The 25,442-nt window shown below is 55.6% G+C and carries 24 protein-coding genes; 6 read left to right on the plus strand and 18 right to left on the minus strand.

The annotated features are described in order from the left end of the window. Position 1 precedes the first annotated feature (1 nt). The 3 genes from tyrR to AC2TE5_RS12530 form a co-directional block, all read right to left on the minus strand. Positions 2–1,543, minus strand: a complete 1,542-nt coding sequence (tyrR, locus tag AC2TE5_RS12520; RefSeq protein WP_023312028.1) for a transcriptional regulator TyrR — start codon at positions 1,541–1,543, stop codon at positions 2–4. Between the two features lie 112 nt (positions 1,544–1,655). Next, positions 1,656–2,708: a TIGR01620 family protein gene (locus tag AC2TE5_RS12525; RefSeq protein ID WP_484611738.1), complete on the minus strand. Its 1,053-nt coding sequence runs from the start codon at positions 2,706–2,708 to the stop codon at positions 1,656–1,658. Continuing rightward, positions 2,705–4,102, minus strand: coding sequence for a YcjX family GTP-binding protein (locus tag AC2TE5_RS12530; protein WP_023312030.1), 1,398 nt, complete (start codon positions 4,100–4,102; stop codon positions 2,705–2,707). Before AC2TE5_RS12530 ends, AC2TE5_RS12525 begins: the two co-directional genes overlap by 4 nt. Positions 4,103–4,257: 155 nt before the next feature. Here AC2TE5_RS12530 and AC2TE5_RS12535 point away from each other — a divergent pair, with 155 nt between their 5' ends. After that, positions 4,258–5,268 carry a LacI family DNA-binding transcriptional regulator gene (locus AC2TE5_RS12535; RefSeq protein ID WP_484611739.1) on the plus strand — a complete coding sequence of 337 codons (1,011 nt, stop codon included), beginning with the start codon at positions 4,258–4,260 and terminating at the stop codon, positions 5,266–5,268. 34 nt (positions 5,269–5,302) lie between these two features. Here the strand turns inward: AC2TE5_RS12535 and AC2TE5_RS12540 are convergent, their stop codons facing one another. The 15 genes from AC2TE5_RS12540 to pspA all read right to left on the minus strand — a co-directional run bounded on the left by AC2TE5_RS12540 (position 5,303) and on the right by pspA (position 19,737). Then, positions 5,303–6,217 (minus strand): OmpG family monomeric porin, encoded by a 915-nt coding sequence (locus AC2TE5_RS12540; protein ID WP_484611740.1) that lies wholly within the window; start codon positions 6,215–6,217, stop codon positions 5,303–5,305. 66 nt (positions 6,218–6,283) lie between these two features. Further along, positions 6,284–7,366: an ABC transporter ATP-binding protein gene (locus tag AC2TE5_RS12545; protein WP_484611741.1), complete on the minus strand. Its 1,083-nt coding sequence runs from the start codon at positions 7,364–7,366 to the stop codon at positions 6,284–6,286. Positions 7,367–7,379: 13 nt separating this feature from the next. Then, positions 7,380–8,045 carry a beta-phosphoglucomutase gene (gene pgmB / locus AC2TE5_RS12550; protein WP_484611742.1) on the minus strand — a complete coding sequence of 222 codons (666 nt, stop codon included), beginning with the start codon at positions 8,043–8,045 and terminating at the stop codon, positions 7,380–7,382. After that, positions 8,035–10,314 carry a glycoside hydrolase family 65 protein gene (locus AC2TE5_RS12555; protein ID WP_484611743.1) on the minus strand — a complete coding sequence of 760 codons (2,280 nt, stop codon included), beginning with the start codon at positions 10,312–10,314 and terminating at the stop codon, positions 8,035–8,037. Before AC2TE5_RS12555 ends, pgmB begins: the two co-directional genes overlap by 11 nt. Continuing rightward, on the minus strand, positions 10,308–11,366 hold the full coding sequence (ycjS, locus tag AC2TE5_RS12560; protein WP_484611744.1) for a D-glucoside 3-dehydrogenase: 1,059 nt from the start codon (positions 11,364–11,366) through the stop codon (positions 10,308–10,310). The genes AC2TE5_RS12555 and ycjS overlap by 7 nt, the downstream gene beginning before the upstream one ends. An 11-nt stretch (positions 11,367–11,377) precedes the next feature. Further along, entirely contained in the window at positions 11,378–12,166 is a 789-nt protein-coding gene (gene ycjR, locus AC2TE5_RS12565) for a 3-dehydro-D-guloside 4-epimerase (protein WP_484611745.1), read from the minus strand. 17 nt (positions 12,167–12,183) lie between these two features. After that, positions 12,184–13,236 (minus strand): D-guloside 3-dehydrogenase, encoded by a 1,053-nt coding sequence (gene ycjQ, locus AC2TE5_RS12570; RefSeq protein ID WP_484611746.1) that lies wholly within the window; start codon positions 13,234–13,236, stop codon positions 12,184–12,186. 28 nt (positions 13,237–13,264) lie between these two features. Further along, positions 13,265–14,107 carry a carbohydrate ABC transporter permease gene (locus AC2TE5_RS12575; RefSeq protein WP_194399381.1) on the minus strand — a complete coding sequence of 281 codons (843 nt, stop codon included), beginning with the start codon at positions 14,105–14,107 and terminating at the stop codon, positions 13,265–13,267. Next, positions 14,094–14,975, minus strand: a complete 882-nt coding sequence (locus AC2TE5_RS12580) for a carbohydrate ABC transporter permease (protein WP_028013373.1) — start codon at positions 14,973–14,975, stop codon at positions 14,094–14,096. The genes AC2TE5_RS12575 and AC2TE5_RS12580 overlap by 14 nt, the downstream gene beginning before the upstream one ends. A 22-nt stretch (positions 14,976–14,997) precedes the next feature. Next, positions 14,998–16,290, minus strand: a complete 1,293-nt coding sequence (locus AC2TE5_RS12585) for an ABC transporter substrate-binding protein (protein WP_484611747.1) — start codon at positions 16,288–16,290, stop codon at positions 14,998–15,000. Between the two features lie 14 nt (positions 16,291–16,304). After that, positions 16,305–18,002: a sugar phosphorylase gene (locus tag AC2TE5_RS12590; RefSeq protein ID WP_484611748.1), complete on the minus strand. Its 1,698-nt coding sequence runs from the start codon at positions 18,000–18,002 to the stop codon at positions 16,305–16,307. 196 nt (positions 18,003–18,198) lie between these two features. Then, positions 18,199–18,423: a phage shock protein PspD gene (gene pspD / locus AC2TE5_RS12595; protein WP_023312043.1), complete on the minus strand. Its 225-nt coding sequence runs from the start codon at positions 18,421–18,423 to the stop codon at positions 18,199–18,201. A 12-nt stretch (positions 18,424–18,435) separates the two neighbouring features. Continuing rightward, a complete protein-coding gene (gene pspC / locus AC2TE5_RS12600) occupies positions 18,436–18,795 on the minus strand; it encodes an envelope stress response membrane protein PspC (protein WP_023617934.1) in 360 nt (119 codons plus the stop codon). Next, positions 18,795–19,019, minus strand: coding sequence for an envelope stress response membrane protein PspB (gene pspB / locus AC2TE5_RS12605; RefSeq protein ID WP_023312045.1), 225 nt, complete (start codon positions 19,017–19,019; stop codon positions 18,795–18,797). Before pspB ends, pspC begins: the two co-directional genes overlap by 1 nt. 49 nt (positions 19,020–19,068) lie before the next feature. Further along, positions 19,069–19,737, minus strand: a complete 669-nt coding sequence (gene pspA, locus AC2TE5_RS12610; RefSeq protein WP_029740507.1) for a phage shock protein PspA — start codon at positions 19,735–19,737, stop codon at positions 19,069–19,071. A 166-nt stretch (positions 19,738–19,903) separates the two neighbouring features. On the opposite strand from pspA, the gene pspF reads away from it, so the two are divergent. From pspF to sapD, 5 genes are all read left to right on the plus strand, one after another. Then, entirely contained in the window at positions 19,904–20,881 is a 978-nt protein-coding gene (gene pspF / locus AC2TE5_RS12615) for a phage shock protein operon transcriptional activator (RefSeq protein WP_213327727.1), read from the plus strand. A gap of 88 nt (positions 20,882–20,969) precedes the next feature. Beyond that, a complete protein-coding gene (gene sapA / locus AC2TE5_RS12620) occupies positions 20,970–22,610 on the plus strand; it encodes an ABC transporter substrate-binding protein SapA (protein ID WP_159514335.1) in 1,641 nt (546 codons plus the stop codon). After that, on the plus strand, positions 22,607–23,572 hold the full coding sequence (gene sapB, locus AC2TE5_RS12625) for a putrescine export ABC transporter permease SapB (protein WP_213327728.1): 966 nt from the start codon (positions 22,607–22,609) through the stop codon (positions 23,570–23,572). Before sapA ends, sapB begins: the two co-directional genes overlap by 4 nt. Beyond that, positions 23,559–24,449, plus strand: coding sequence for a putrescine export ABC transporter permease SapC (gene sapC / locus AC2TE5_RS12630; RefSeq protein ID WP_023335930.1), 891 nt, complete (start codon positions 23,559–23,561; stop codon positions 24,447–24,449). Before sapB ends, sapC begins: the two co-directional genes overlap by 14 nt. Next, a complete protein-coding gene (gene sapD, locus AC2TE5_RS12635; RefSeq protein WP_023335931.1) occupies positions 24,449–25,441 on the plus strand; it encodes a putrescine export ABC transporter ATP-binding protein SapD in 993 nt (330 codons plus the stop codon). Before sapC ends, sapD begins: the two co-directional genes overlap by 1 nt. The last annotated feature ends 1 nt before the right edge of the window (position 25,442 follow it).

Below are 25,442 nucleotides of genomic sequence, written 5' to 3' on the forward strand. Positions count from 1 at the left end.
TTTATTCGTCGCCTTTCTTATGATTCAAACCGTATTCGCGCAGCTTGTTCGCGATCGCGGTGTGGGAGACGCCAAGCCGTTTTGCCAGCTTGCGGGTGCTGGGATAGCTGCGGTACAGCTGCGTCAGCACCGAGCGCTCAAAACGGCTGGTGATATCATCCAGCGAACCTTCCATCGCCTCTTCGCCGACAGACACCGTCCCCGCGTCGTAATCGGGCAACAGAATATCCTGCGGACGCAGTTCGTAGCCTTCAAGCTGGGTCAGCGCACGATAAACGGCGTTTTTGAGCTGGCGAATGTTGCCCGGCCAGCCGTAGCGCATGAGCACCGTACCGAGATCGGCAGACAGCTTCGGACGCGGCACCCCTTGCTCGTCGGCAAAGCGGGCGACAAACAGCTCCGTTAGCGGCATGATGTCCTGCGGACAATCGCGCAGCGGTGGAATATTCAGCGTCAGGACGTTGAGGCGGTAATAGAGATCTTCGCGGAAGATCCCCTTTTGCACCAGCTCAACCAGGTTTTTCTGGGTGGCGCAAATGACGCGTACGTCCACATGCACCTCGTGATCCTCACCGACGCGGCGGAACGTTCCGTCGTTCAGGAAACGCAGCAGCTTAGCCTGCATACGAGGCGACATTTCGCCGATCTCGTCCAGCAGCACGGAGCCGCCGTTAGCCTGCTCGAAGAACCCTTTCTTGCCTTCCGGCGCGTGACCAAACAGCTCGCTCTCAACGGCATCTTCCGGAATAGAGGCGCAGTTAAGTGCCAGATAAGGCTTAGCCGCACGCGGGCTCGCCAGATGCACGGCGTGAGCCAGCAGGTCTTTCCCGGTGCCGGTATCTCCGGTAATCAGCAGCGGCGCGGTCAGGCTTGCGAGCTTGCGCGCCTGATCAACCACGTGGCGCATTTTCGGGCTGACGGCAATAATCTGGCTGAACGCGCCAACGTCCTGGCTGGAGAGGTTCTGCAGCTGACGGCCCATGCGTAGCGTCGAGCGCAGCATGATCACCGCCCCGGTCAACACGCGGGTATTCCCTTCCCCTTTCAGATAGACCGGCGTGATCTCCATCAGGAAATTCTGCCCGTTAATCACCACATGCTCGCTAAGCGTGTTCTGCGGATTGCTGTCCAGCCAGCGCTGGAAGTTAAAGCCGGGGATCAGCTGCGCGGCGTTATGATTGCTGAGCTTTTCCTGGCTCTGCGCGAAAAGCTGGCAGCTCGCGTGGTTAACGCGCTCAACTTTGCTTTTCAAATCCAGGGAGAGGAACGGCTCTGGCATGGCTTCCAGCAGCGCGCTCAGCGCCAGGTGCTCACGCTCAGAGGGCATCCAGGGAATGGTGCGTACATCCGTAACGCCAGCGATACGGCGGATTTCCGCCATCAGGCTGCTGAAGGTATTAAATTCAATTTCGGCAAAATTGAGGTAAATTCGCCCGACAGGATCGATCTCAATGCCACGTAAATCAATGCTACGTAAAACAAGAAGATCGAGTAATTCGCGGGTCAGACCGAGACGGTCTTCACAGAAGACTTCAAGACGCATGGGAAATTCACCGTTTTAAGCCAATAACAGTAAAATGATATGTCAGAACACGGCGATCCGGAAGATGGCTGTCAACAAATATTGACAGCCAGCACGATAAGTGAACAAAACCTCACGGAGCAGGTTTTTTATTGAGCGTCTCTTTGAGCTGGCCGATCAGCTCACGCCTGAAATCCCCCAGCCGGGGTTTATCGCCATCAATCCACGGCAGCGGACGGCAGACCTCCATTGCTTTAATCCCCAACCGCGCCGTCAATAATCCCGCGCCGATACCCTGGGCGGCACGAGCAGAAAGACGCGCCGCCAGATCCTGCGACATCCAGTCCATGCCCACTTCGCGCACCAGCTCGCTCGCCCCGGCAAACGCGATGTTGAGCAGGACCAGTTTGAACAGCCTGAGTCGACTGTAATAACCCAGCTCTATACCGTAAAGGTTTGCAATACGGTTGATCAGGCGCAGGTTGCGCCAGGCGATAAAGGCCATATCGACCAGCGCCAGCGGGCTGACGGCAATCATCAGGGTGGATTCCGCCGCAGAGCGGCCGATCTCCCGTCGCGCCTGGGCATCCAGCACCGGCTGAACCATATGGGAGTAGAGCGTCACCACTTCCCGGTCATTCTGGGTTTCATGGATAGCGGCATACCAGCGCTGAAGCGCCGGATGCGACTGATCGATTCCGGCCTGGCTGGCCAGCTTTTCACAGAATGCGCGACCTTTCCCGGTGCCGTGGCTGTGGAGCAGATCCCGCGCTTCATCACGCTCGTGCGCGCGCTGGCGCAATCGCCAGAGCCGACGCCACTCGGTGGCAACCGATCCGATGCCCGCCCCCACAATCAGCGCGCCCGCGGCACATCCGCCCAGCGCGACCCAGTCCTGAGTATGCCAGGCATTCATCGTCCACTGCACGCCCTGCCCAACCACGCTTACGCCAAACAGCGCCAGACCGGCGGTGACCATCCTGCGCCACAGGCTGCGTTTTGGACGCAGAGCGGCTTCCACAACCGCCTCTGCCGGACCTTCCTCGATGCCAGGCTCCTCAGTCAGGGCCGGGGCAAAGTTATCAGCCTGCGTGCCGCTGAACGTCTGCGCGGTTTTGAACGCTTCCTGAGGGTCCTGCTCAAGCGTTCCGGTAAAGTCTATGCGCGGTTTTAACGGTTCCGTCATCGCAATTTATCTCCAATCAAAAACTCCAGCGCCGCATCCAGACGGATGTGGGGTAATGGCCGATCGACGCTCATTGCCTGCGGGCGGAAGGCTTCAAACTGGAAGCCCTGGTTCTGCCAGAAGGCCTGACCCGGCAGCCGCGCAGGCACTTCGCCCGGATACACGGTAAGCGGTTCACCGTCGCTGAGCCGGTTCCCGCGTAATGCCGGTATTTTCTCGCCGTTAAGGTCAATCAGCCCGCTTTGCGTCGCCTGCACGGACGCGAGGCCAAGGCAATCCATGCCGATCCCTTCGAAGGCGGCGTTTTGCCAGGCGTCTTGCACCAACTGCTGCAGCAGCGACACCATATTGGCATGCTGGTCGACCGTGACGTGATCGGCCTTCGTGGCCGCAAAGAGCAGCTTGTCGATCACCGGAGAGAATAAACGGCGAAACAGCGTCCGCTGGCCGTAGTGAAAACTTTGCATCAGCTGCGTCAGCGCAAGGCGCATATCGTTGAAGGCCTGCGGCCCGCTGTTGAGCGGCTGCAGACAATCCACCAGCACAATCTGACGGTCAAATCGCAAAAAGTGGTTTTTATAAAATCCCTTGACCACTTTTTCACAGTAGTAATTGTAACGCTCGCGCAGCATCCCGGCGTTAGTGTGCCTGTCGGCCTGCGCCAGCTTCGACTCGCCCACCCCATCCACATCCGGCCAGGGGAAGAACTGAAGCGCAGGGGCGCCCGCTAAATCACCCGGCAGAACGAAACGCCCCGGCTGAATGAAGTGCAACCCTTCCTGCTTGCACTGATGCAGATACGCCGTCCAGGCTTCGGCAATGGCGGCCAGACGGTTCTCATCTGCCGGTGCAAGCGGGTCTAAGCCTTCGCACAGCTGTCGCCATTTGGCCGACCACCCGGCGCGCTGTCCCTGCAACAAGCCCGTCATCTGGCGGGACCAGCTGAGGTAATCCTGCGCCAGCATCGGCAAGTCGAGCAGCCATTCGCCTGGGTAATCGACGATTTCCAGGTACAGCGTGGAAGTATCCTTGAAGTGGCGCATCAGGGATTCATTCGAGCGAAAACGCAGCGCGAGGCGAATTTCACTGACCCCTCGCGTCGGCGTCGGCCACGTGGGCGGATCGCCGTAGAGCTGCGCCAGCCCTTCGTCATAGGTAAAGCGTGGAATACCAAAATCACGCTGTGGTACGCGCTTCACGCCCAGCAGGCGCTCTTCCCGCACCGCGCTAAGCAACGGCAGACGCGCCCCGGCGTGCAGGTTCAGGAGCTGGTTTACCATCGCGGTGATAAACGCCGTCTTACCGCTGCGGCTCAGCCCCGTCACGGCCAGACGCAGATGACGGTCAACGCCGCGGTTCACCAGTGAATTGATTTCGTTTTTAAGTCGCTTCATCGCCGTCCTTCGTTGCCTGGAAGCCTTGAATGCATGGCTTCAGAATACAATAAATGGGGGCAGATCGTTGATTATCAATTCTTATTTATTGCTATTGCCGTTTTCTCTCCAGTAAGATGAACGACATTGCTGTCAGTCCGGAGTGAGTAAGGTGTATGTCACCCACCATCTATGATATCGCACGGGTTGCGGGCGTATCGAAATCAACCGTTTCCCGCGTTCTGAATAAACAAACGAATATTTCTCCCGAAGCGCGTGAAAAAGTGCTGAAGGCGATTGACGAATTAAATTATCAGCCCAACAAACTGGCCCGCGCCCTGACCTCTTCAGGCTTCGATGCCATTATGGTTATTTCTACCCGTTCAACCAAAACCACCGCCGGTAATCCTTTTTTCTCCGATGTCCTTCATGCCATTACGGCAAAAGCGGAAGAAGAAGGTTTTGACGTTATTTTACAGACCTCAAAAAGCAGCGAAGACGATCTGCTGAAATGTGTGAGTAAAATAAAACAGAAGATGATCAAAGGGATCATTATGCTGAGCTCACCGGCAAATGAATCCTTTTTCACCACGCTGGATGCGTATGGCGTACCGGTAGTGGTTATCGGCAAAGTTGAAGGTGAGTATCAGAATATTTATTCCGTCGACACGGATAATTTCCATGACAGCGCCACGCTGACCGAAACCTTTATAAAAAACGGTCGCCGAAAAATTGCCTGCCTGCATGCGCCGCTTGATTATCATGTTTCTATCGATCGTCTGGCGGGTTATAAAGCCAGTCTGGAAAAGCACCATATCGCCATTAACCCGGACTGGATCAGGGATGGCGGTTATACGCATGAGAGCGCGCTTGCGGCGGCTCTGGAAATGTTGTCGTCACCCACGCCGCCTGATGCGGTATTTGCTACCGACAGCATGAAGTTGCTCAGCCTCTATCGCGCGGCGGATGAGTTAAATCTGATGATCCCGGAGCAGGTGGTGATAGCCGGATACAGTGACCCGATGCTGTCTCTCATTTTAACGCCCGCACCTGGCGGCTTTGATATCCCCACCCGTAAGCTGGGGGAAGAGAGCTGCGATCTTCTTTTCAGGCGTATTGCCGGTCAGCCCGCCCCGCAAAAAGTGCTGGTTGATACCCACTTTTTGTTGGCTGCATCCCTTCGCTAAAACCAGGGGCGTAGTGCCCCTGGCGTGCCCCCGGTCAGAACGCGTAGTTTACGCCAACCCCCGCATAGTGGAAGCGGTCGCTGTCGCCTTCATCGTGGTTTTCCCACTCATAGGCGTATTCCAGCGTCATGGATACACCATTGTTGAAATCGTAAGCGTAGAGGAGACCGAGTCGGTTGAAATCGTGTCCTTCACGCTCAGGATCGTCCTGCCAGTCCCAGTTCGACCAGCGATCAAGCCCCAGGCGGGTATAAGGCGTCAGGGTGGTCTGGCCTAACGAAATGGGCAGATAGGCACGAATTTCCTGGGTCGAAAACTCGCCGTTATTACGGGAACTGTCCATATTGAAACCGCGCTCTAAATAGTAATTCACTTTAGCCGCAAAGGTTTCGTTAATGGTCCAGGTAAAGCCCGTTTCGGTTTCAACGCGGCTGTCAGCATAGCCGGTTTTTTCCAGATCGTTAGCAAACTGATACATGGCAAACCAGCCGCCAAAACGCCAGTCGTCGGTTAATTTAATATCCCAGTCAGGCTGAACTTTGTAGCGCTGCATATTCGCGCTGCCGTCTTTGGCACCGTGTTCATCTTTAAAGTGATAGCCATAATTTCGGAAACCGCCGGTCAGACCGAAAGTAAAATCATCGGTTCCGATAAAACGATAGCGTAATTCAAATTCAGGACGGTCAAAATAGGTTCCACGGGTCATGCTGCTGTAATCAACCGGCCCCTCCTGATACATCGCCAATGAAATAGTCCACGCATCCCAGGTTGCATTAAACCACACGGAAGGTTCATATAATCCATCTTTATCGTCGCCCTGCCCCTCGACGTTTTCGATTTCATACATTGCACCAATATTAAATTCCCACTGTTTAGCTGTTTCTGATGCTTGTGCACAGCTAACCCCTGCGCACAGAACGAGCGCAGCACTTCTTAGTAGAGTACCCATTAAATATTCCCTTTATAAGTAACAAACAAAAAAACCGGAAATTTGCATTTCCGGCGAACACCTTTCTTATCTAATAGCCGCTTCGGTTTCAGCGTCGAAGAAATGGCACTTATTCATATCGAACTGGATGTCGATATTATCCCCAGCGGCATAATCATTCGCGGCGCCAGCGCGAACAACCAGCTCATGGCCGCCAACGGTGGCGTAGAGCATGAACTCCGCGCCGGTCAGTTCGGCTACGCTGACTTTCGCCGCGATGTTTTCACCTCGGCTCTGCAGCGCGAGAATATCTTCCGGGCGGATCCCAAAGACCACGGCTTTGCGCTGATACCCTGCGGCATTCAGTGAAGCGAGCGTGTCTTCCGGGATCTCAAGACGCAGCGTTTCCGTGACGAAATAGCGGTCGTCGATAGCGCCGCGAATGAAGTTCATGGCAGGCGATCCAATGAACCCCGCGACAAACATGTTTGCCGGTTCGTTGTACACCTGCTTCGGTGCACCGACCTGCTGAATAATGCCGTCTTTTAAGATAACGATGCGGGTCGCCATCGTCATGGCTTCCGTCTGATCGTGGGTCACGTAAATCATGGTGGTGTTGAGCTTCTGGTGCAGCTTGCTGATTTCAGCCCGCATCTGCACGCGAAGCTTGGCATCGAGGTTGGAGAGCGGTTCATCCATCAGGAACACGCCCGCCTCGCGCACGATCGCCCTGCCTAACGCCACGCGCTGACGCTGGCCACCGGACAGCGCGCCCGGCTTACGCTTGAGGTACTCGCGTAATCCGAGGATCTGAGCCGCCCAGTTAACGCGTTCTTCGATAACCGCAGGCGCAATTTTTTGCATCTTCAGGCCAAACGCCATGTTGTCGTAGACCGTCATATGCGGATAAAGCGCATAGTTCTGGAACACCATCGCAATATCGCGAGACTTGGCGGGAACGTCATTCATGCACACCCCGTCAATGACCAGTTCCCCCGCGCTGATCTCCTCCAGACCGGCAATCATACGCAGCGTCGTGGATTTACCGCAGCCCGAAGGCCCGACGAAGACGATGAACTCCTTGTCTTCGATTTCGAGATTGAAATCCTTAACCACGTGGACCTGGTTATCATAGATTTTCTGAATGTGTTTCAGAGACAGTTGAGCCATTGTTAATTCCTTATCAATACGTCCGGGATGCCCAAAACTCGGTCAGGCATTTCCAGGTCAGTTCCCGCGTTGAATGAAGTTGTAATCCCGCATGGTTCAGGCCAGATCCAATCCCAACCGACAGCATTCCCGCCGCGTTGATCGCCTCAACGCCTGCAGGTGCATCTTCGATACCCATGGCCTCTTCAGGACGCACATTCAGGCCAGCACAGGCGGCGAGGAAGATCTCCGGGTCCGGCTTCGAACAGACAATGAGGGAAGCATCAGCGCAAAAATCAAACGCGTGCTGAATGCCAAGGGCACGCAATATGCCAGGGGCATTCAGTGAAACGGAGGCGAGTCCAATTTTGACGTTCGCCGCACGGATATCCGCCAGCACGTCGCGAATACCGGGAAGCAGAGAATCTTCCGTCAGTGACGCCAGAGACTGGACATAGAGCGCGTTTTTCTTCGTCGCCAGCGCGAGGCACTGCTCATCGCTAAACGTCCCCTCTTTCCCGCCATGCTTCAGGATGCGCTGAAGGGAATCCATGCGGCTTATCCCCTTCAGCTGTTCGTTAAAGACTTCATCGAAGGTAATGCCGATCTCCTCCGCTACTGCACGCCAGGCCAAAAAGTGGAGGTGTGCGGTATCGGTGATCACACCGTCCAGATCGAATACAACAGCCTTAAGCGTCATGGCGCACCTCCGTGGTAGCGGTCCCATTTACAGATGCAAGAAAGTCCTTATAGGCGCAAACTTTATGCCCCGACACGTGAAGCGTTTTGCCCCACAGCGTCAGCGTGGCCGGTGCCGAAGCTTCAATGGTTAAAACCTCGTTTTCATACGTAAAGTGCAGCGTTGCGTTCCGCCAGCGCAGGGGGAAAGCAAGTCTTCGCCAGTGGGCCGGCAACCGGGGCGCAAGGTGCAGTTCTCCTTCCACTATCTGCATACCGGCAAAGCCCTGAATGACGCCGGACCAGATAGCGCCGGTCGCAGCAGCGTGAATCCCGTCATCGCAGCTGTGCGGGTCGTCCCCAAGGTCAATGGCGACGCCATCACGCCAGAAGGCGTAGGCACCTTCGGTCTCACCGCAGCGGGCGGTCACAATGCCGTGAATGGCCTTGCTCAGCGACGAATCATGGATCGTGCGGGGCTCGTAGAACGCCAGATTGGTGGCACACTGCTGCGGGGTAAACCGCTCCGGCAGTAGATAATTAAGCATCACCACATCGGCCTGCTTAAGGATTTGCATCTCGTTAACTTCCGCGCGGGAATAATCGAGCAGAATGGTCTGCTTACCCGCTTTGGCTTTGTAGCGGCTCAGATCGATGGCAGGTTTTGCCATGAAGGTATCATCCTGGGGGATCACACCGTCTGCATCGGCCTCCGGTAGCCATAAGCGCGTCAGGAACCGTGTGGCATTCTGCGTAAAACCGTCATCCTCGCGCCCAAACATCGCCATAAACCGTCGAGCGCAGGCGACGTTGTGCCAGGCAAGATAGTTGGTATACGCGTTGTTGTTCACATGCTCGGTGTATTCGTCCGGTCCGATGACGTCATGGATTTCGAGACGACCATTGATTTCCGTAGCGCGGCCCATCCAGAACGCAGCGGTTTCCATCAGCAGCGTCAGGCCTTCACTTCGCATAAAGGCATCATCGTGTGTCGCCTGCCAGTAAGCGACGACGGCCCAGGCAATGTCCGCCACGATGTGGTGTTCCGCCAGCGCGGAGGCTACCTTCTGGCGCGTGCCGGTTCGGATGTTAATAGCCGCGAACTCCGGCGTCTCTTCCAGGCCGCTGGCGGCGCTTTCCCATGGGAACAACGCGCCGGGCCAGCCGTTGCGACGGGCTTTTTCCCGTGCGCCTGAGAGATTAAGCCAGCGATAGCGAAGCAGGCTGCGAGCTATCTTCGGGCGGGTGAACAGATGGAAAGGCAGCAGGAAAATTTCGGTATCCCAGAAGACGTGGCCTTTATACCCCTCGCCCGTCAGCCCTTTGGCGGCGATACTGCTTCGCTCATCATGGGCAGGCGTCATGGTCGTCAAGTGCCAGACGGCGTAATCCAGCGCCATCTGATCCTGATACTCCGTAGAGTCCACTTCCACCCGAGCGTCACGCCATACCTCTTCCCAGGCATACGATGAGCTCTCAAGCAACGCGTCGTAGCCTCTTGCCGCACAGACCTTAAGATCGGCCAGCGCGTTGCGGGCGAAAGAGGCCTGCGACAGCGCTTTATCACTGCGATGCGTCAGCCAGACGATTTTCTCGAGCGTGACAGTGTCACCCATCGCAATCGTCAGCGAATGATGAACGCTGAGACGACGATTTTTGGCGGTGAAACAGCTGTCGCTCTTCGCTGAGAGCTGACAAAACGCCGAAACAACAACTTCTGACGCACGGTCCTGCGTTTCATATACACCCTGCATGTATTGCTGGTCGAACACTCTGACCGACATTTCATCCAGATGCTGTCTGCCGCTGTTCGTTTGCGTTGCATCAATGCCGGTTTTCAGCACGGCCTGCGCGGCGGCATCAAGCGGTGTAATCGAAAGCTGCATGGCCACTAAGGGCAACTGGTCCAGCGACACAAAACGACGACTTTCCAGACGATAGCGTTTCCCGTCAGGCGAGCGCCAGACGACGCTGCGACGAAGTTCGCCATTGGCAAATGCCAGCTCGCGCTGCCACTCAAGAATTTCGCCTGACAGGAGCGTGAAATTGACGCCATCCAGCTCAACATCAATACTGGAGATATCCGGCAGATTGATCAGCTCAGTGGTTTCGTTACGACCCGCCTGATGATAGAGACCCGCAAGATACATGCCTCGGGTTTGCTGGGTGTAATCTTCTTCGTGCGCAGCCCGGATCCCCATGTAGCCATTACCACAGGCCATGATGGAGGCGTATTTATTCAGGCTGTGTGGACAAAAGCCCGGGTCGGTTAATACAGACACGTTTAGCATAACGTCACGCTTTCCCCTGTTTCTGCTGATTCATACAGCGCGGCGACAAGCTGCTGGATAACCAGCCCCTGCTCCGCATCAGCGATCATCACGGGCTCTCCCAACACATGGCGTACGAAGGCATCCATACTGCGCATATGACGCTGGTCGTCAGCCTCTTCACGCTGCGTGAGGGTGACTAAATCACCGGCTTCGTCGCTGTAGATGTGCGCCGGGAACAGCGTTGCCCCCGCCTTCTCACCGCAGAATGCGACGTTCATGATCGACTGCTCGCGGATGTTGAGCGCAAACGACGTGTCCAGACGCAGAATGCCGCCGTTGCAGAACTCAATGGTGCCAAACAGGGCATCTTCCACGGTAAACTGCGTGGGATCCCACTCGCCAAACTGGCCGCTGCTTTTACGGTTTCCCAGCTTCTGGAAGCTGTGTGCGGTCACCCGTTTTACCGCCGGGAAACCCAGAACATACATTGCGGCGTCTAGCATATGGATGCCGATATCAATCAGAGGCCCACCGCCCTGTAGCGTTTTATTGGTAAAGACGCCCCAGCCTGGAACCCCGCAGCGCCGTAGCGCCTGCGCCGTGGTGTAATAAATTTCTCCCAGCGCCCCCTTCGTCACAGCCTCACGCAGCAGGTGCGTATCGAGCGCAAAACGATGGTGAAAATCATACGCCAGCACTTTTCCCGCCTTGCGCGCGGCCATGCGCATCCGATCGGCCTCCTGCGGCGTCATAGCCGGTGGTTTTTCACACATCACGTGGCAGCCCGCTTCCAGCGCGGCCATGACGTGCTCGAAATGGAACCGGTTAGGCGAACAGACGCTCACCGCATCCGGCTTAACCGCCTCGAGCATCTCTCGCGCATCCTGCCATGCCGAGGAAATACCATGACGTTCCGCAAACGCCCGAGCCTGTTCAGGATGGCTGTCCATGACAGCCACCATCTGAACATCACTGCGCGTAGCGTAATACGAGGCATGCACTTTATCCGCGACCTGCCCGGCGCCAATGATGGCAACGCGCAGAGGCGAAGGTGTAGAAGCACTCATCACGCTCGTCATCCTTAGCACTCACGCAGATAAGTGAGTGAGTCTCGGTATGCCTGAGCCGGATCCTCGGCGCGAACACGGCATTCATACACCACGTATCCCTGATAGTTATCGGCACGCAGCTGGTCGAACAGGCTGGCAAAATCGAGGCTGCCGCTTCCCGGCTGATAGCGGTGGTTATCTGCAATGTGCACATGGCCCAGCAGATCGCGGTTCTGATGCAGCGCGTCCGTCAGCGAGTCTTCTTCGATGTTCATATGATAGAAATCGCCGATGATCTGCACGTGCTTCAGGCCGTTCTCTTCGATATAGCGACGCGCGTCAGCCAGGGTGTTGATCATATGATCCTGGTAGCGGTTTAGCGGCTCCAGGTAGACGGTTGTTCCGGTGCGCGCCGCCACCTCATCCAGCCAGCGCAGGGAGGCGCTCACCGCTTTGCGGTCACCGTCCAGGCTGCGTGGAGAGGTCATTGGCGGCAGACGGAAGGTAAACATCCCCCACGCGGCAGGCACGATAATGCCCTTGCCGCCCACTTCAGCCAGCGCTTCCAGAATGCGTTCAATCTGCTTTAATCCGTTCAGACGACGCTCTTCGATGAAATCACCGATCCAGCCATCGTATCCACCGCAGGCTGTCGTCACCGGCAGACCGGTGGCTTTAATAGCGGCTTTTACGTCGTCGAGGTTTTCCACCAGCAGGCGGCCGTCAATTTCGTAACCATCAAAGCCCATCTCTTTGATGTACTCGAATTTTTCCATGATGTTGGTTGGGAAAAAGGCCTGGTTTTGTGTTGCGATCTTCATGATTTGCTGTCCTTAGCTTAAAAAGTGACGCCCATTTTGATACTGAGTTCCGGGTGCTGATCGACATACGTCATGTAGCTTTCCGGGGTGGTGGCGAAGGTCACGACCGGGTCGATCAGATCGTCACAATTCAGATAGCCGTTCATCAGCAGTTCCCAGCAGGTCTCTTCAATACGCTTGCGGCTCCAGCGCGGGTAGTCCGGGTTGGGTTCGCTGCAGGCGCGGGAGAAGACAATCTTCGCGTTGTTGAAATGTGCTTCGCGGCCAAGGTTAAAGCCTTCCGCGAACGGTTTTGCGAAGGCTACGTAGGAGATGGTGCCGCCGTAGGCCAGTCCGCGCAGCGCGGACTGCAGCGCATCTGCAAAGCCGCTGGTTTCGATGATCACGTCCGCGCCCTGCTTGCCGGTCAGCTTTTTGATTTCCAGACCGACATCGGTGCCGATTGGGTTCAGACAGTGGTCCGCGCCATGACGGCGCGCGATCTCGCAGCGGTGTTCGATAGGATCGACGCCGATTACAACGGACGCCCCGGCTTTTTTCGCCAGCTGAATCGCAATTTGCCCGATGGCCCCCAGACCGACTACGACCACAAAGTCGCCCACGCGGACGTTGGCATCACGCACGCCGCTCATGGCGAACTGCGCCGGATCGTAGCAAACGGCGTTTTTCCAGGAGGCACCCTGCGGCATTTTGCGCAGCTTGTAGTTGTTAACCGCGTTAACGATCACCGTCTCCTGCAGCGGTGCGTAGCAGCAGACGCTGTCGCCGATCTGGTATTCAGTGACGTCATCACCGCATTCGATGATGTCGCCAACAATCATGTTGCCCAGCTGGAACTTACCGAATTCGATCCCGCGAGCCGCCCCCTCTTCACGAGGGGTAAACATCTGCCACTCCGCGTTGAACTCTTCGTCAATAAACGGACTGGCGGCGCGGAAATCCACCACTTCGGTACCGTGTTTCGGCGCGCCAAAGCGGGCGCGAATTTTCACTTCATGTGCTTCCACAGCACGATCTTCATATTCCACCAGCGCCGCCACGCGTGGCGCTGTCGCAACTAATTTTTTCATGACTGACTCCTTGTTAAAATTGGCCGCCTCAGCCCTTCACGCCACCGGCGGTCAAACCACTTTTAATAAAACGTTCAGACAGGGCGTACATAATGACCACCGGAAGCGCCGTCACCAGCGATGCCGCCATCATGCGACCCCAGATATAATCTGGCGTGCTAAAGAGCGTGTTCAGCCCGACCGGCAAGGTGAAATTGCTGGCGCTGGACAGGAAAATGGACGCAAACAGGTAGTCGTTCCACGCCACCATGAAGCAGTAGACAAACACCGATACGAGCCCGGAAATCGCCAGCGGCACGGTGATGCGAAAGATGATTTGCAGGCGGTTCAGGCCGTCCATCATCGCGGCTTCTTCGATTTCGTCCGGGATGGTGTCGAAATAGCTGCGCAGCATGAACACCGCAGTCGGTAACGTTTGGGTCACCATGGTGATAATCAGCGCCAGCTCGGTGTCGTAGATCCCAAGGGCGGTGATGATTTTGAACAGCGGCACTACCAGCAATATCCCGGAGAACATGTAGACGGTGTAAAAACTCGCATTGATCGTCGTGCGGCCCTTAAAACGCAGTTTGGACAGGGCGTAAGCCCCCAGCGTGCCGAGGAATACGGCAATTACCGAGGAGGTCAGCGACACGACCATGCTGTTGCGGAAGTAATCCACAAACGGGAAGATCAGCGGGTTAAAGATGTCGACATAATGCTGAAGCGTCCACGCCTGCGGCAATATTGTCGGGTTAAGCGATATCGCCTCTTTCGCGCTCTTAAACGACGTCATTAGCATCACGAAGAACGGGAACAGCGTGATGACCAGAAATACCGCCAGCCCCAAATAAAAACCAATGCGGCTCAGTACGCGTTTATTTGTTGCCATTGAGGTTTACCCTTTTTCTGGTCAGCAGAATCACCGCGAAGATGATCACGAACAGCACGACGGAAATTGCCGCAGCTTTACCCAAATCATTGAAAGCGAATGCCGTTTTGTAGAGGTAGACGCCCAAAATATCGACCTTGGTAGTCAACAGGTAGACATCCGCAAACATGTAGAACATCCAGATAGTGCGGAGCGTCACCACCGTTGCCAGCACCGGCATAATCGCGGGCAGCGTAACGATTCGAAAACGCTGCCAGGCATTCGCGCCGTCCATTTCCGCCGCTTCATACAGCGACTTATCAATGGTCTGCAAAATCGCTAGGAACGAAATGAACGCGTACGGGAAGTAACGCCAGATGGCGAACAGCACCACCAGTACAAAGCTGCTGCCAGGATTGTCGAACCACAGGGGCGCCTGGTCATACAGATGCAGCAGGTCAACGCCGAGGTAGTTCACAATGCCGTAGCCGTTGTTGAACATGTATTTCCAGGCAAACACCAGCGAAATGGACGGCGTTACGTAGGATAAGATCACCAGCGAACGCGCCGTTTTCCGCAGACGAAACTCCCGGTTAAAGAAGATGGCGACGGCAAGCCCCAGCCCGGTACTGCCGAGCACGACCAGCGCGGTGTACCAGAACGTCATCCACAGGGAGTGCCAGAAAGCAGCATCACCGAGAATGCGGATGTAGTTATCGAGCCCGACGAATACCGCATCAATACGCGGGTTAAGCGGCAGACGTAAGAAACTGATTTCAATATTGGAAATCATTGGCCAGGCCACCAGGCCCCCCAGCAAAATCAGGCTGGGGGCCAACAGCAGCATGGCGAAAGGCATATCTGAACGACCAGAAAACAACGTCTTCATAATTTCCTTCCGCAGAGCGCTCCTATCGTTGTGAAATCAGATCAGTCAGTCGCTTCTGGCTGTCACTAAGCGTGTTGCTGAGATCGTGTTTCCCTACCGTGACGTTGTGCACCATGGAACTGATGATGCCGGACCCGGTTACATCGCCCATGCGCGTGAAGTTTTTGTCGCCCACGGCGCCAAAGACCTGCACGTTCGGGAACTGCGCAATCAGTTCGTAAGGCAACTGCCCAAACGCTTTAATCACATCGTTGTTTTTCCAGGTATCGGTGCCCACCACCAGCTTGTTCACCGGCAGTGCCGCGCCCGGCGACATCATGACCCAGTCGGTTGCGTTTTGAGCCTGCTCCATCCAGGTGACAAACTTTTCAGCCGCCTGAGTTTCCTCTTCGGTTTGACCGGTGGTAATCGTCAGCGACGTGACCATGCCGTAAACAGCAGAAGAGGTTTCTGTTGGGACGACGAAGCCCAGGTTGGCAGGGTTTCCGTCATGGAATACCGCCGGCAGGATGTAGGTGGAGTAAACCGCCATCGGCGCAGACCCGTTCATGAAGGCATCTTTGATCTCCATGACGTCGTTTGAACCCGGCATGGTGGTCGCGGCCAGGGATTTATAAAACGCCAGGGCCTTTGCCATTTCAGGGGTTTCGATGTCGACGTTCCCTTTGACATCAAAAACGTTCGCGCCGCCGGAAAGCGCAAACTGGGAGAATGCCTGCTCTGTCATCACGCTTTCCGCGGTGGGCAGCGCAATGCCGTAACGTTTTTTGGCCGGGTCGTTAAGGCTCTGGCTAGCTTTCAGCAGCTGTTCCCAGTTATGGGGCTCCTGGATACCCGCCGCAGCAAGCACATCTTTGTGATACCAGACGCCGGAAAGCCAGGCACTGACTGGCACACCCGTCCAGGCAGAACCGTCCTCTGTACGAACAACACGCAAAATGCCGTCATAGAAGGTGTCTTCACCTACCGCTTTAATGGCTTCACCGATAGCCTTGCGATCCAGCAGCTGTTCTTTGTCCATGACTTTCGCGTAGTCATGGCTGACTTCAATCACCTCGGGCAGCGCGCCCGTTCTGGCGAGCGTAATGACCTTGGTGTTATAGGCATCCTCTTCTACCGGCACCTGTTTCACCGTGATGCCGGGGTTCTCTTTCTCGAACTTTTCGATCAGCTTCGTGATAACCGCCTGGCGCTCCTGTTCGACCGATGAGTGCATAAACTCGATGGTGACAGCAGACTTTTTGTCATCCTTACAGCCCGATAACAGGGCGCACGAAACCAGTGCTGATATCAGCACAATTTTGGGCATTTTCATTTTTAAGGTCCTTTTTAGTTTTCTTTAATCCACAACACCTGCCATGGATGTAGGGTCAGCGTTTTATCTGTAATATCTTTTCCGGCAATCAACTCCGTTCCGGATTGAATATCCGATTCCACCGTTTGAATGCCATCACTGAAATTAAACAGCGCCGTTATTTTCTCGCCACAACTCGCCACGCGAACGATTTTTAAAACATGTTCACCTGACGCACTAAAATAAGCCTCACTGTCAGGATGGAATGCTTTTTCCGCCCGACGCAGCGCGATTAACTGGCTTAACGAGAAATAGACCTGAGAACGCAGGTTATTTTTATCTTCAAGCACGCTATCAATTTGTCCCGCAGCGTATTTCTCACGATTTATCGCGCGGTTGTATCCCAGGCGTTCAACACCTGCATAATCATTACGCGAGCCGAGAATACTCTGGATATAAACCGCGGGCACGCCGGGGAAGCTTAAGAGGACGGCATGCGCCAGAATAAACCGGGCAATCCGATGGCTATCAAGACTGTCACGCGTACTTAATGCATCCAGATAGGTCACATTAATTTCATAAGGACTGCGTGTCCCATCCGGGTTATTTTTCCAGTTAACTAACGCCCCTTCAGCCTGGAGTTTCTCCACAAGCGAGAGGATTTCCGACTCAGGTAAAATGCCGCGTAGCGGATTAAGACCAATCCCGTCATGCGAGGCCAGGAAGTTAAACCAGGTGGTATTCGCGGAAGGCAGCGTCAGCGACGCCGCCCACTGGCTCAGCGTCCGTACGTTCTGACTATGCACCGCATGCAGTACCAGCGGGGGCAATGAGAACTGATACACCATCTGCGCTTCATTTTCACCGTCACCGAAGTAAGCAACGTTATCTTTATGCGGAACGTTCGTCTCGGTGATTATCACCGTCCCCGGGGCGACAGCCTCGGTAATAGCGCGGAAAAGCTGGATGAGCTGGTGGGTTTGCTCAAGGTGGATGCAGTTTGTTCCGGGTATTTTCCACATGAAGCCCACAGCATCCAGACGAATGTACCGCGCCCCTTCAATCAGGTAATGCAGCAGCACGTCCACCATCGCGATCAGCACCTGCGGAGAGGCGAAATTGAGGTCAACCTGGTCCTCGCTGAAGGTGGTCCACAGGTGCCGCACGCTGCCATCATGCAGCGTGAAAGGCGTAAGAAGCGGTAAGGCACGCGGACGCGTCACCGCAGATAAGTCTGTTTCAGGATCGACAGAAATAAAGAAATCGTCATATCCAGGCGTTTGCTTCAGATAATTAGCGAACCATTTGCTTTTGGCGGACATATGGTTGCAGACGAAATCAAACATTAAGCTGGCTGACTGTTTTAACTCAGCAACATCTCGCCACGCACCCGTTTCAGGTGCAACCTCATGATAATCAATAACAGAAAATCCGTCGTCCGAAGACCACGGATAAAAAGGCAAGAGATGGACATGAGAAAAAGAATGAGAAAGCCATTTGTTATAAAAACGTGTAAAAACCGGCAGCGCCTTCTCCCCTTTAGCTGAAAACTGATCGGCATAGGTAATCAGAACAACATCTTTTTCATCCCAGGCCATCTTACGTTTTTCTGTAATAACTGAAGCGGCCTTTCCAATATTTTCCAGCATCGCATTAAGATGGGCTTCAGAAAATGTTTCCCCGTAAATAAGATTAATGAGCTCTTTAATTTTTGTCTTCATTTCATTTTCCATGGTAGCGGTCCCACGAAGTGGCAATCTACTCCCATGAAAAATATCTGTCAACGGACCAGGAAGGAGAAAAAGGTGTTTGCAAAGCAGCTCAGCGCAATATTGTGAGCTGCCGCAAAGAAAGCCAAGGGAAAAGAGAAATGCGGTTAACCGTCGCCAGTCCCTCTCCCGGAAGGGAAAGGGCTAACGCCGGCGGGAATTATTGGGATAAGTAGCGGCGAGAAAGCCGTTTTGCCACCTTTTGCAACAGCGGTTCGAGCGCCACGGCCAGCACCATTCTGACCGGCTTGCGGGCAACGGATTTTATCGCCCAACCCGCCACACCTGCCGGGCCAAACCGTAACGCGGTCAGCAGGACCAATTTACCTGCGATTTTCAGGCCGGGTTTTACCTTCTGACCGGCCTGTTGCCAGTGTTGTTTCATCTCATCTCTCTCTTAAAGCTGACGAAAACGACTTCTCAGCGTAAAGGTATCCGACGTGACATAGCGCTCCATTTCCCGTAGCCGCTTCTCACCGGCGGCGAGTTGCTCATCAACCGCATTGAGAAGATCGCTGCTGGTAGGGGCACCTTCCGCAGCCAGTTCTCCTTCCGGCATCGGGTCAAGGACAAACGACAGGACGATGTATGCCACCAGGGTAATAAACGCCAGACCGAAGAAGATCGATAGCACCGTGACCACGCGCACCAGTTTGACCGGCACGTCAAGATAATGAGCCAGCCCGGCACAAACGCCGCGCACCATGCCCTGCTGTGGAATACGCCACAACTTTTTGTTCAGATTCAGTCCAGACATTAACGGTCCCTCCAGTTTGGATGTTCAGCATCCAGGATGGCTTCCAGCGCCTGAATGCGCTCGCGCATTTTGTTCGCCTCATCGGAGAGCTGTACCAGACGCTGTTGTTCACTCTGGGAAAGTTCGCCACGTGAAGAACGGTTGCTGTAGTGCAGCCACAGCCAAATCGGCAAAACGAACAGCACGAAAATTGTCAGGGGAATGGCCAGAAAAAGCGCGCTCATGTGTACTCCTTGTCTTACGATGCGGCACGCTCAGGTGCCGCAGGAATTATTATTGGTTGTCTTGCTTCATTTTGGCTTTCAGTGCCGCCAGCTGCTCGCTGATTTCATCATCGGCCTTCAGGTCGGCGAACTGTTGATCCAGCGACTTCTGCTTACCGATGCCGTGACTTTCGGCTTCGGCTTCCATATGGTCGATACGACGTTCAAACGATTCAAAACGCGCCATCGCTTCATCAAGCTTACCGCTGTCCAGCTGACGACGCACGTCGCGGGAAGAGCTTGCCGCCTGGTGACGCAGGGTCAGCGCCTGCTGACGCGCGCGGGTTTCGCTCAGTTTGTTTTCAAGCTCACCAATCTCTTTCTTCATACGGGTGAGCGTGTCGTCCACCAGCGTCACTTCATGCTCGAGCGTCGCGACCATATCGGCCAGCTTCTGTTTTTCGATCAGCGCCGCACGGGCCAGATCCTCTTTATCTTTGCGCAGCGCAAGTTCCGCTTTTTCCTGCCATTCGTTCAGCTGAGCGGTAGCTTGTTCAATACGACGCGTAAGCTGTTTTTTCTCCGCCAGCGCGCGGGCGGAGGTAGAACGCACTTCAACCAGCGTGTCTTCCATCTCCTGAATCATCAGGCGTACCAGCTTCTGCGGATCTTCCGCCTTCTCAAGCAGCGAGTTGATGTTGGCGTTCACGATGTCGGCAAAACGAGAAAAAATACCCATAATCTAATCCTCATAGTTCTGTTATCGGGCTATGCCCTGCTGTAGAGATAATACAAACATCATGCCAACTTTTTATCTTGTTGATTTCACTGACACTGATTGATTTTCGTGCAGTGAAGAACTATCCTTCCCTGGTGAATATCGCTAAGGAGTGGTTAATTTCATCATGCCTGGATACAAAGACAATTTACTCGGTGAAGCAAACAGTTTCCTTGAAGTGCTGGAACAGGTCTCTCGCCTGGCGCCGCTCAACAAACCGGTGCTTATCGTCGGTGAACGCGGAACGGGGAAAGAGCTGATAGCCAACCGTCTGCACTATTTATCCGGGCGCTGGGACGGCCCCTTCATTTCCCTAAACTGCGCGGCGCTGAATGAAAACCTGCTCGACACCGAGCTCTTCGGCCATGAGGCGGGCGCGTTTACCGGTGCCCAGAAGCGCCATCCCGGGCGCTTTGAGCGCGCCGACGGCGGTACGCTGTTTCTTGATGAACTGGCCACCGCGCCCATGCTGGTGCAGGAAAAACTGCTGCGCGTGATTGAGTACGGCGAGCTGGAGCGCGTCGGCGGTAGCCAGCCGCTGCAGGTAAACGTGCGCCTGGTGTGCGCCACGAACGCCAACCTGCCGGAGATGGTGGCGGAGGAGAAATTCCGTGCCGACCTGCTTGACCGCCTGGCCTTTGACGTCGTTCAGCTTCCTCCGCTTCGCGAGCGCAAAAGCGACATCATGCTGCTGGCAGACCAGTTTGCGATTCAGATGTGCCGCGAGCTCGGGCTGCCGCTGTTCCCCGGCTTCAGCGATTATGCACAGGAAACACTGCTTGCTTACCACTGGCCGGGAAATATCCGCGAACTGAAAAACGTCGTGGAGCGTTCCGTCTATCGTCACGGCAGCAGCGAGACGGAGCTGGACAACATCATTATCGATCCTTTCCAGCGCAGCGTGCCGCCGCTGTCCGCACCAACGTCTTCAGGCGATCTCCCTACTCTCCCCCTTGATTTACGCCAGTTCCAGAACGACCAGGAGAAACAGCTGCTGGAGCAAAGCCTGAAGACGGCGAAATATAACCAGAAACGGGCGGCTGAACTGCTGGGTCTGACCTACCATCAGTTAAGGGCATTGCTTAAAAAGCATCAAATGCGCTGACAATATCAGCACTTACCCGCAGACATTTTTACGAAGCAGGCGTAAGTGCGATACACTTTGCAGATCGAACCTAAAAACCTTAAAAATTATGCGTCTGGTTTTATCGTCCTTTTTTGCACTCGGTCTGTTTAGCAGCCTGGCCTTTGCCGCGCCCGGGCTAACTCCGCAGCCTGACATTCGTGACAGCGGCTTCGTCTATTGCGTAAGCGGCCAGGTGGATACCTTCAACCCGCAAAAAGCGGGCAGCGGCCTGATCGTGGATACCCTGGCCGCGCAGCTTTACGACCGTCTGCTGGATGTTGACCCGTACACCTACCGTCTGGTGCCTGAGCTTGCGGAAAGCTGGGAAGTGCTGGATAACGGCGCAACCTACCGTTTTCACCTGCGCGATGACGTCGCGTTTCAGCGCACGCCGTGGTTTACCCCCACGCGCAAGCTGAACGCAGATGACGTGGTCTTCACCTTCCAGCGCATCTTTAACCGCAACCACCCGTGGCATAACGTTAACGGCAGCAACTTCCCCTATTTCGACAGCCTGCAGTTTGCCGACACCGTCAAGAGCGTGCGCAAGCTGGATAATCGCACGGTAGAATTTTCGCTGACGCGCCCGGATGCCTCCTTCCTCTGGCACCTGGCGACCCACTATGCGTCGGTCATGTCCGCTGAGTACGCCGCGAACCTGACGAAAAAAGATCGCCAGGAGTTACTCGATCGTCAGCCGGTCGGCACCGGTCCGTTCCAGCTGGCCGAATACCGCGCCGGGCAGTATATTCGCCTGCAGCGCCATGAGCATTTCTGGCGCGGCACCCCGCTGATGCCGCAGGTGGTGGTCGATCTCGGTTCAGGTGGAACAGGACGTCTGTCGAAACTGCTCACCGGGGAATGTGACGTGCTCGCCTGGCCCGCGGCCAGCCAGCTCACCATTCTGCGCGACGATCCGCGCCTGCGTCTGACGTTGCGCCCCGGCATGAATATCGCTTATCTGGCCTTTAACACGGATAAGCCGCCATTGAATAACCCTGCAGTACGTCACGCTCTGGCGCTGGCGATTAACAACCAGCGTTTGATGCAGTCGATCTACTACGGCACGGCGGAAACCGCCGCCTCAATTTTACCGCGCGCCTCGTGGGCCTATGACGGTGAAGCTAAAATTACGGAATACAATCCGGCAAAAGCGCGTGAGCAGCTGAAGGCGCTGGGAGCGGAAAACCTGACGCTGCAGCTTTGGGTGCCAACCAGTTCCCAGGCGTGGAACCCCAGCCCTCTCAAGACCGCCGAACTGCTGCAGGCGGATATGGCGCAGGTAGGCGTTAAGGTGATCATCGTACCGGTTGAGGGCCGTTTCCAGGAGGCGCGCCTGATGGACATGAATCATGATTTAACCCTGACCGGCTGGGCGACCGACAGTAACGATCCGGACAGCTTCTTCCGGCCGCTGCTGAGCTGTGCGGCGATAAACTCGCAGACCAACTACGCCCACTGGTGTAACCGGGAGTTTGACGCCGTGCTGCAAAAAGCGCTGGCTTCCCAGCAGCTGGCCTCACGTATTGACGCCTATGATGAAGCGCAGAAGATCCTCGCCCAGGAACTGCCGGTGCTGCCGCTGGCCTCTTCCCTGCGTCTTCAGGCCTATCGTTATGATATTAAAGGTCTGGTGCTGAGTCCGTTCGGCAACGCCTCGTTCGCCGGCGTGTCGCGTGAAAAAGAACAAGAGGTGAAAAAACCATGATTATTTTTACCTTACGTCGGCTCCTTTTGCTGCTGGTGACGCTCTTTTTCCTGAACTTTGTCGGCTTCAGCCTGAGCTATTTCACGCCCCACGCCCCGCTCCAGGGGTCGTCCCTGTGGGATGCCTGGCTCTTCTGGTTTAACGGGCTGTTGCACTGGGATTTCGGCGTGTCCAGCATTAACGGACAGCTGATTTCCGAGCAGCTGAAAGAGGTGTTCCCGGCCACGATGGAACTCTGCATTCTGGCCTTCGGCTTTGCCCTGATGGTCGGGATCCCCGTGGGCATGCTGGCCGGCATCTATCGCAATAAATGGCAGGATAAGTTTATCAGCGCCCTCGCCCTGTTCGGCTTCTCCATCCCGGTATTCTGGCTGGCGCTGCTGCTGACGCTGTTCTTCTCGCTGACGATGGGCTGGCTGCCGGTTTCGGGTCGTTTTGACCTGCTCTATACGGTTAAAACGGTGACGGGTTTTGCCATCATCGACGCGTGGCTGTCCGACTCGATGTGGCGCCATGAGATGATCGTCAGCGCCCTGCGCCATATGGTATTGCCGGTGCTGACGCTGGCGGTTGCGCCAACAACCGAAGTGATCCGCCTGATGCGCCTGAGCACTATTGAGGTATTTGACCAGAACTACGTCAAAGCCGCCGCCACGCGCGGGTTGTCACGCCTGACCATACTGCGCCGCAACGTCCTGCACAACGCGCTGCCGCCGGTTATTCCGCGTCTGGGATTACAATTTTCCACCATGCTGACGCTGGCCATGATCACAGAGATGGTCTTTAGCTGGCCAGGCCTCGGGCGATGGCTGATTAACGCCATCCGCCAGCAGGACTACGCCGCTATTTCTGCGGGTGTGATGGTGATTGGTTCGCTGGTCATTATTGTTAACGTGTTGTCCGATATTCTGGGTGCCATGGCCAACCCATTGAAGCATAAGGAATGGTATGCCTTACGATAGCGTATACAGTGAAAAGCGCACGCCCGGTGTGCTGCGCACCGTGTGGCGTAAATTCTATGGTGATACCACGGCAATGATCGGCCTTTACGGCTGTGCCGGCCTGGCGTTGCTTTGCGTCTTTGGCTCGTGGTTTGCGCCGTACGGCATCGACCAGCAGTTCCTTGGCTATCAGCTGCTTCCGCCGTCCTGGTCGCGCTACGGCGAAGTCTCTTTCTTCCTGGGAACGGACGACCTCGGACGTGACGTGTTGAGCCGACTGCTGAGCGGTGCAGCCCCGACGGTGGGCGGCGCTTTTGTGGTGACGCTCGCGGCAACGATCTGTGGGCTGGCGCTCGGTATTTTTGCGGGATCCACGCACGGCCTGCGTTCGGCGGTACTTAACCACATTCTGGATACGCTGCTGTCGATTCCGTCCCTGCTGCTGGCAATCATAGTTGTTGCCTTTGCCGGTCCGCATCTGTCGCATGCCATGTTCGCCGTCTGGCTGGCTATCCTGCCCCGCATCGTGCGCTCGGTTTACAGCATGGTGCATGATGAGCTGGAAAAAGAGTACGTCGTCGCCGCGCGTCTGGACGGCGCGACGACCTTCAACATTCTGTGGTTTGCCGTGCTGCCTAACATCGCCGCCGGGCTGGTCACCGAGATCACCCGCGCCCTGTCGATGGCGATCCTGGACATCGCGGCGCTCGGCTTCCTCGACCTCGGTGCACAGCTGCCGTCGCCCGAATGGGGTGCGATGCTCGGCGACGCGCTGGAACTCATCTACGTGGCACCGTGGACGGTCATGCTGCCGGGTGCGGCCATTATGGTGAGCGTGCTGCTCATCAACCTGCTGGGCGACGGTATTCGCCGTGCAATTAACGCGGGGGTGCAATAATGCCGCTTCTTGATATTCGCAACCTCACCATCGAATTCAAAACCGGTGAAGGCTGGGTTAAAGCCGTCGATCGCATCAGCATCACCCTCGCGGAGGGTGAAATTCGCGGGCTGGTAGGTGAATCCGGCTCTGGCAAAAGCCTGATAGCCAAGGCTATCTGCGGCGTGGCGAAAGACAACTGGCGCGTGACCGCAGACCGTATGCGTTTTGATGATATCGATCTGCTGCGCCTCTCCCCCCGCGAGCGGCGTAAGCTGGTCGGGCATAACGTCTCGATGATTTTCCAGGAACCGCAGTCCTGTCTCGACCCGTCCGAACGCGTAGGTAAACAGCTCATGCAGAACATTCCCGGCTGGACCTATAAAGGCCGCTGGTGGCAACGCGTTGGCTGGCGCAAGCGCCGCGCCATCGAGCTTTTACACCGCGTTGGGATTAAAGATCACAAAGATGCGATGCGCAGCTTCCCTTATGAGCTGACCGACGGCGAATGTCAGAAAGTGATGATTGCCATCGCGCTGGCAAATCAGCCGCGTTTGCTGATTGCGGATGAGCCCACCAACGCGATGGAACCCACCACGCAGGCGCAAATTTTCCGCCTGCTGTCGCGCCTCAACCAGAATAACAACACCACCATTTTGCTGATCAGCCACGACCTGCAAATGCTCAGCAAATGGGCGGATAAAATTGACGTGATGTACTGCGGGCAAACGGTCGAAACCGCGCCGAGTGAAGATCTGATTAACGCCCCGCATCATCCGTATACGCAGGCGCTCATCCGCGCCATTCCGGATTTTGGCAGCGCCATGCCGCATAAAAGCCGCCTGAATACCCTGCCGGGGGCGATTCCGCTGCTGGAATCCCTGCCGATAGGCTGTCGTCTGGGTCCGCGGTGCCCTTATGCTCAGCGTAAATGTATCGAGACGCCGCGCCTAACCGGGGCCAAAAATCATCTTTACGCCTGTCATTTCCCGCTGAACATGGAGAGAGAGTGAA

The sequence above is a fragment of the Enterobacter sp. N5-15 genome (assembly GCF_057221635.1).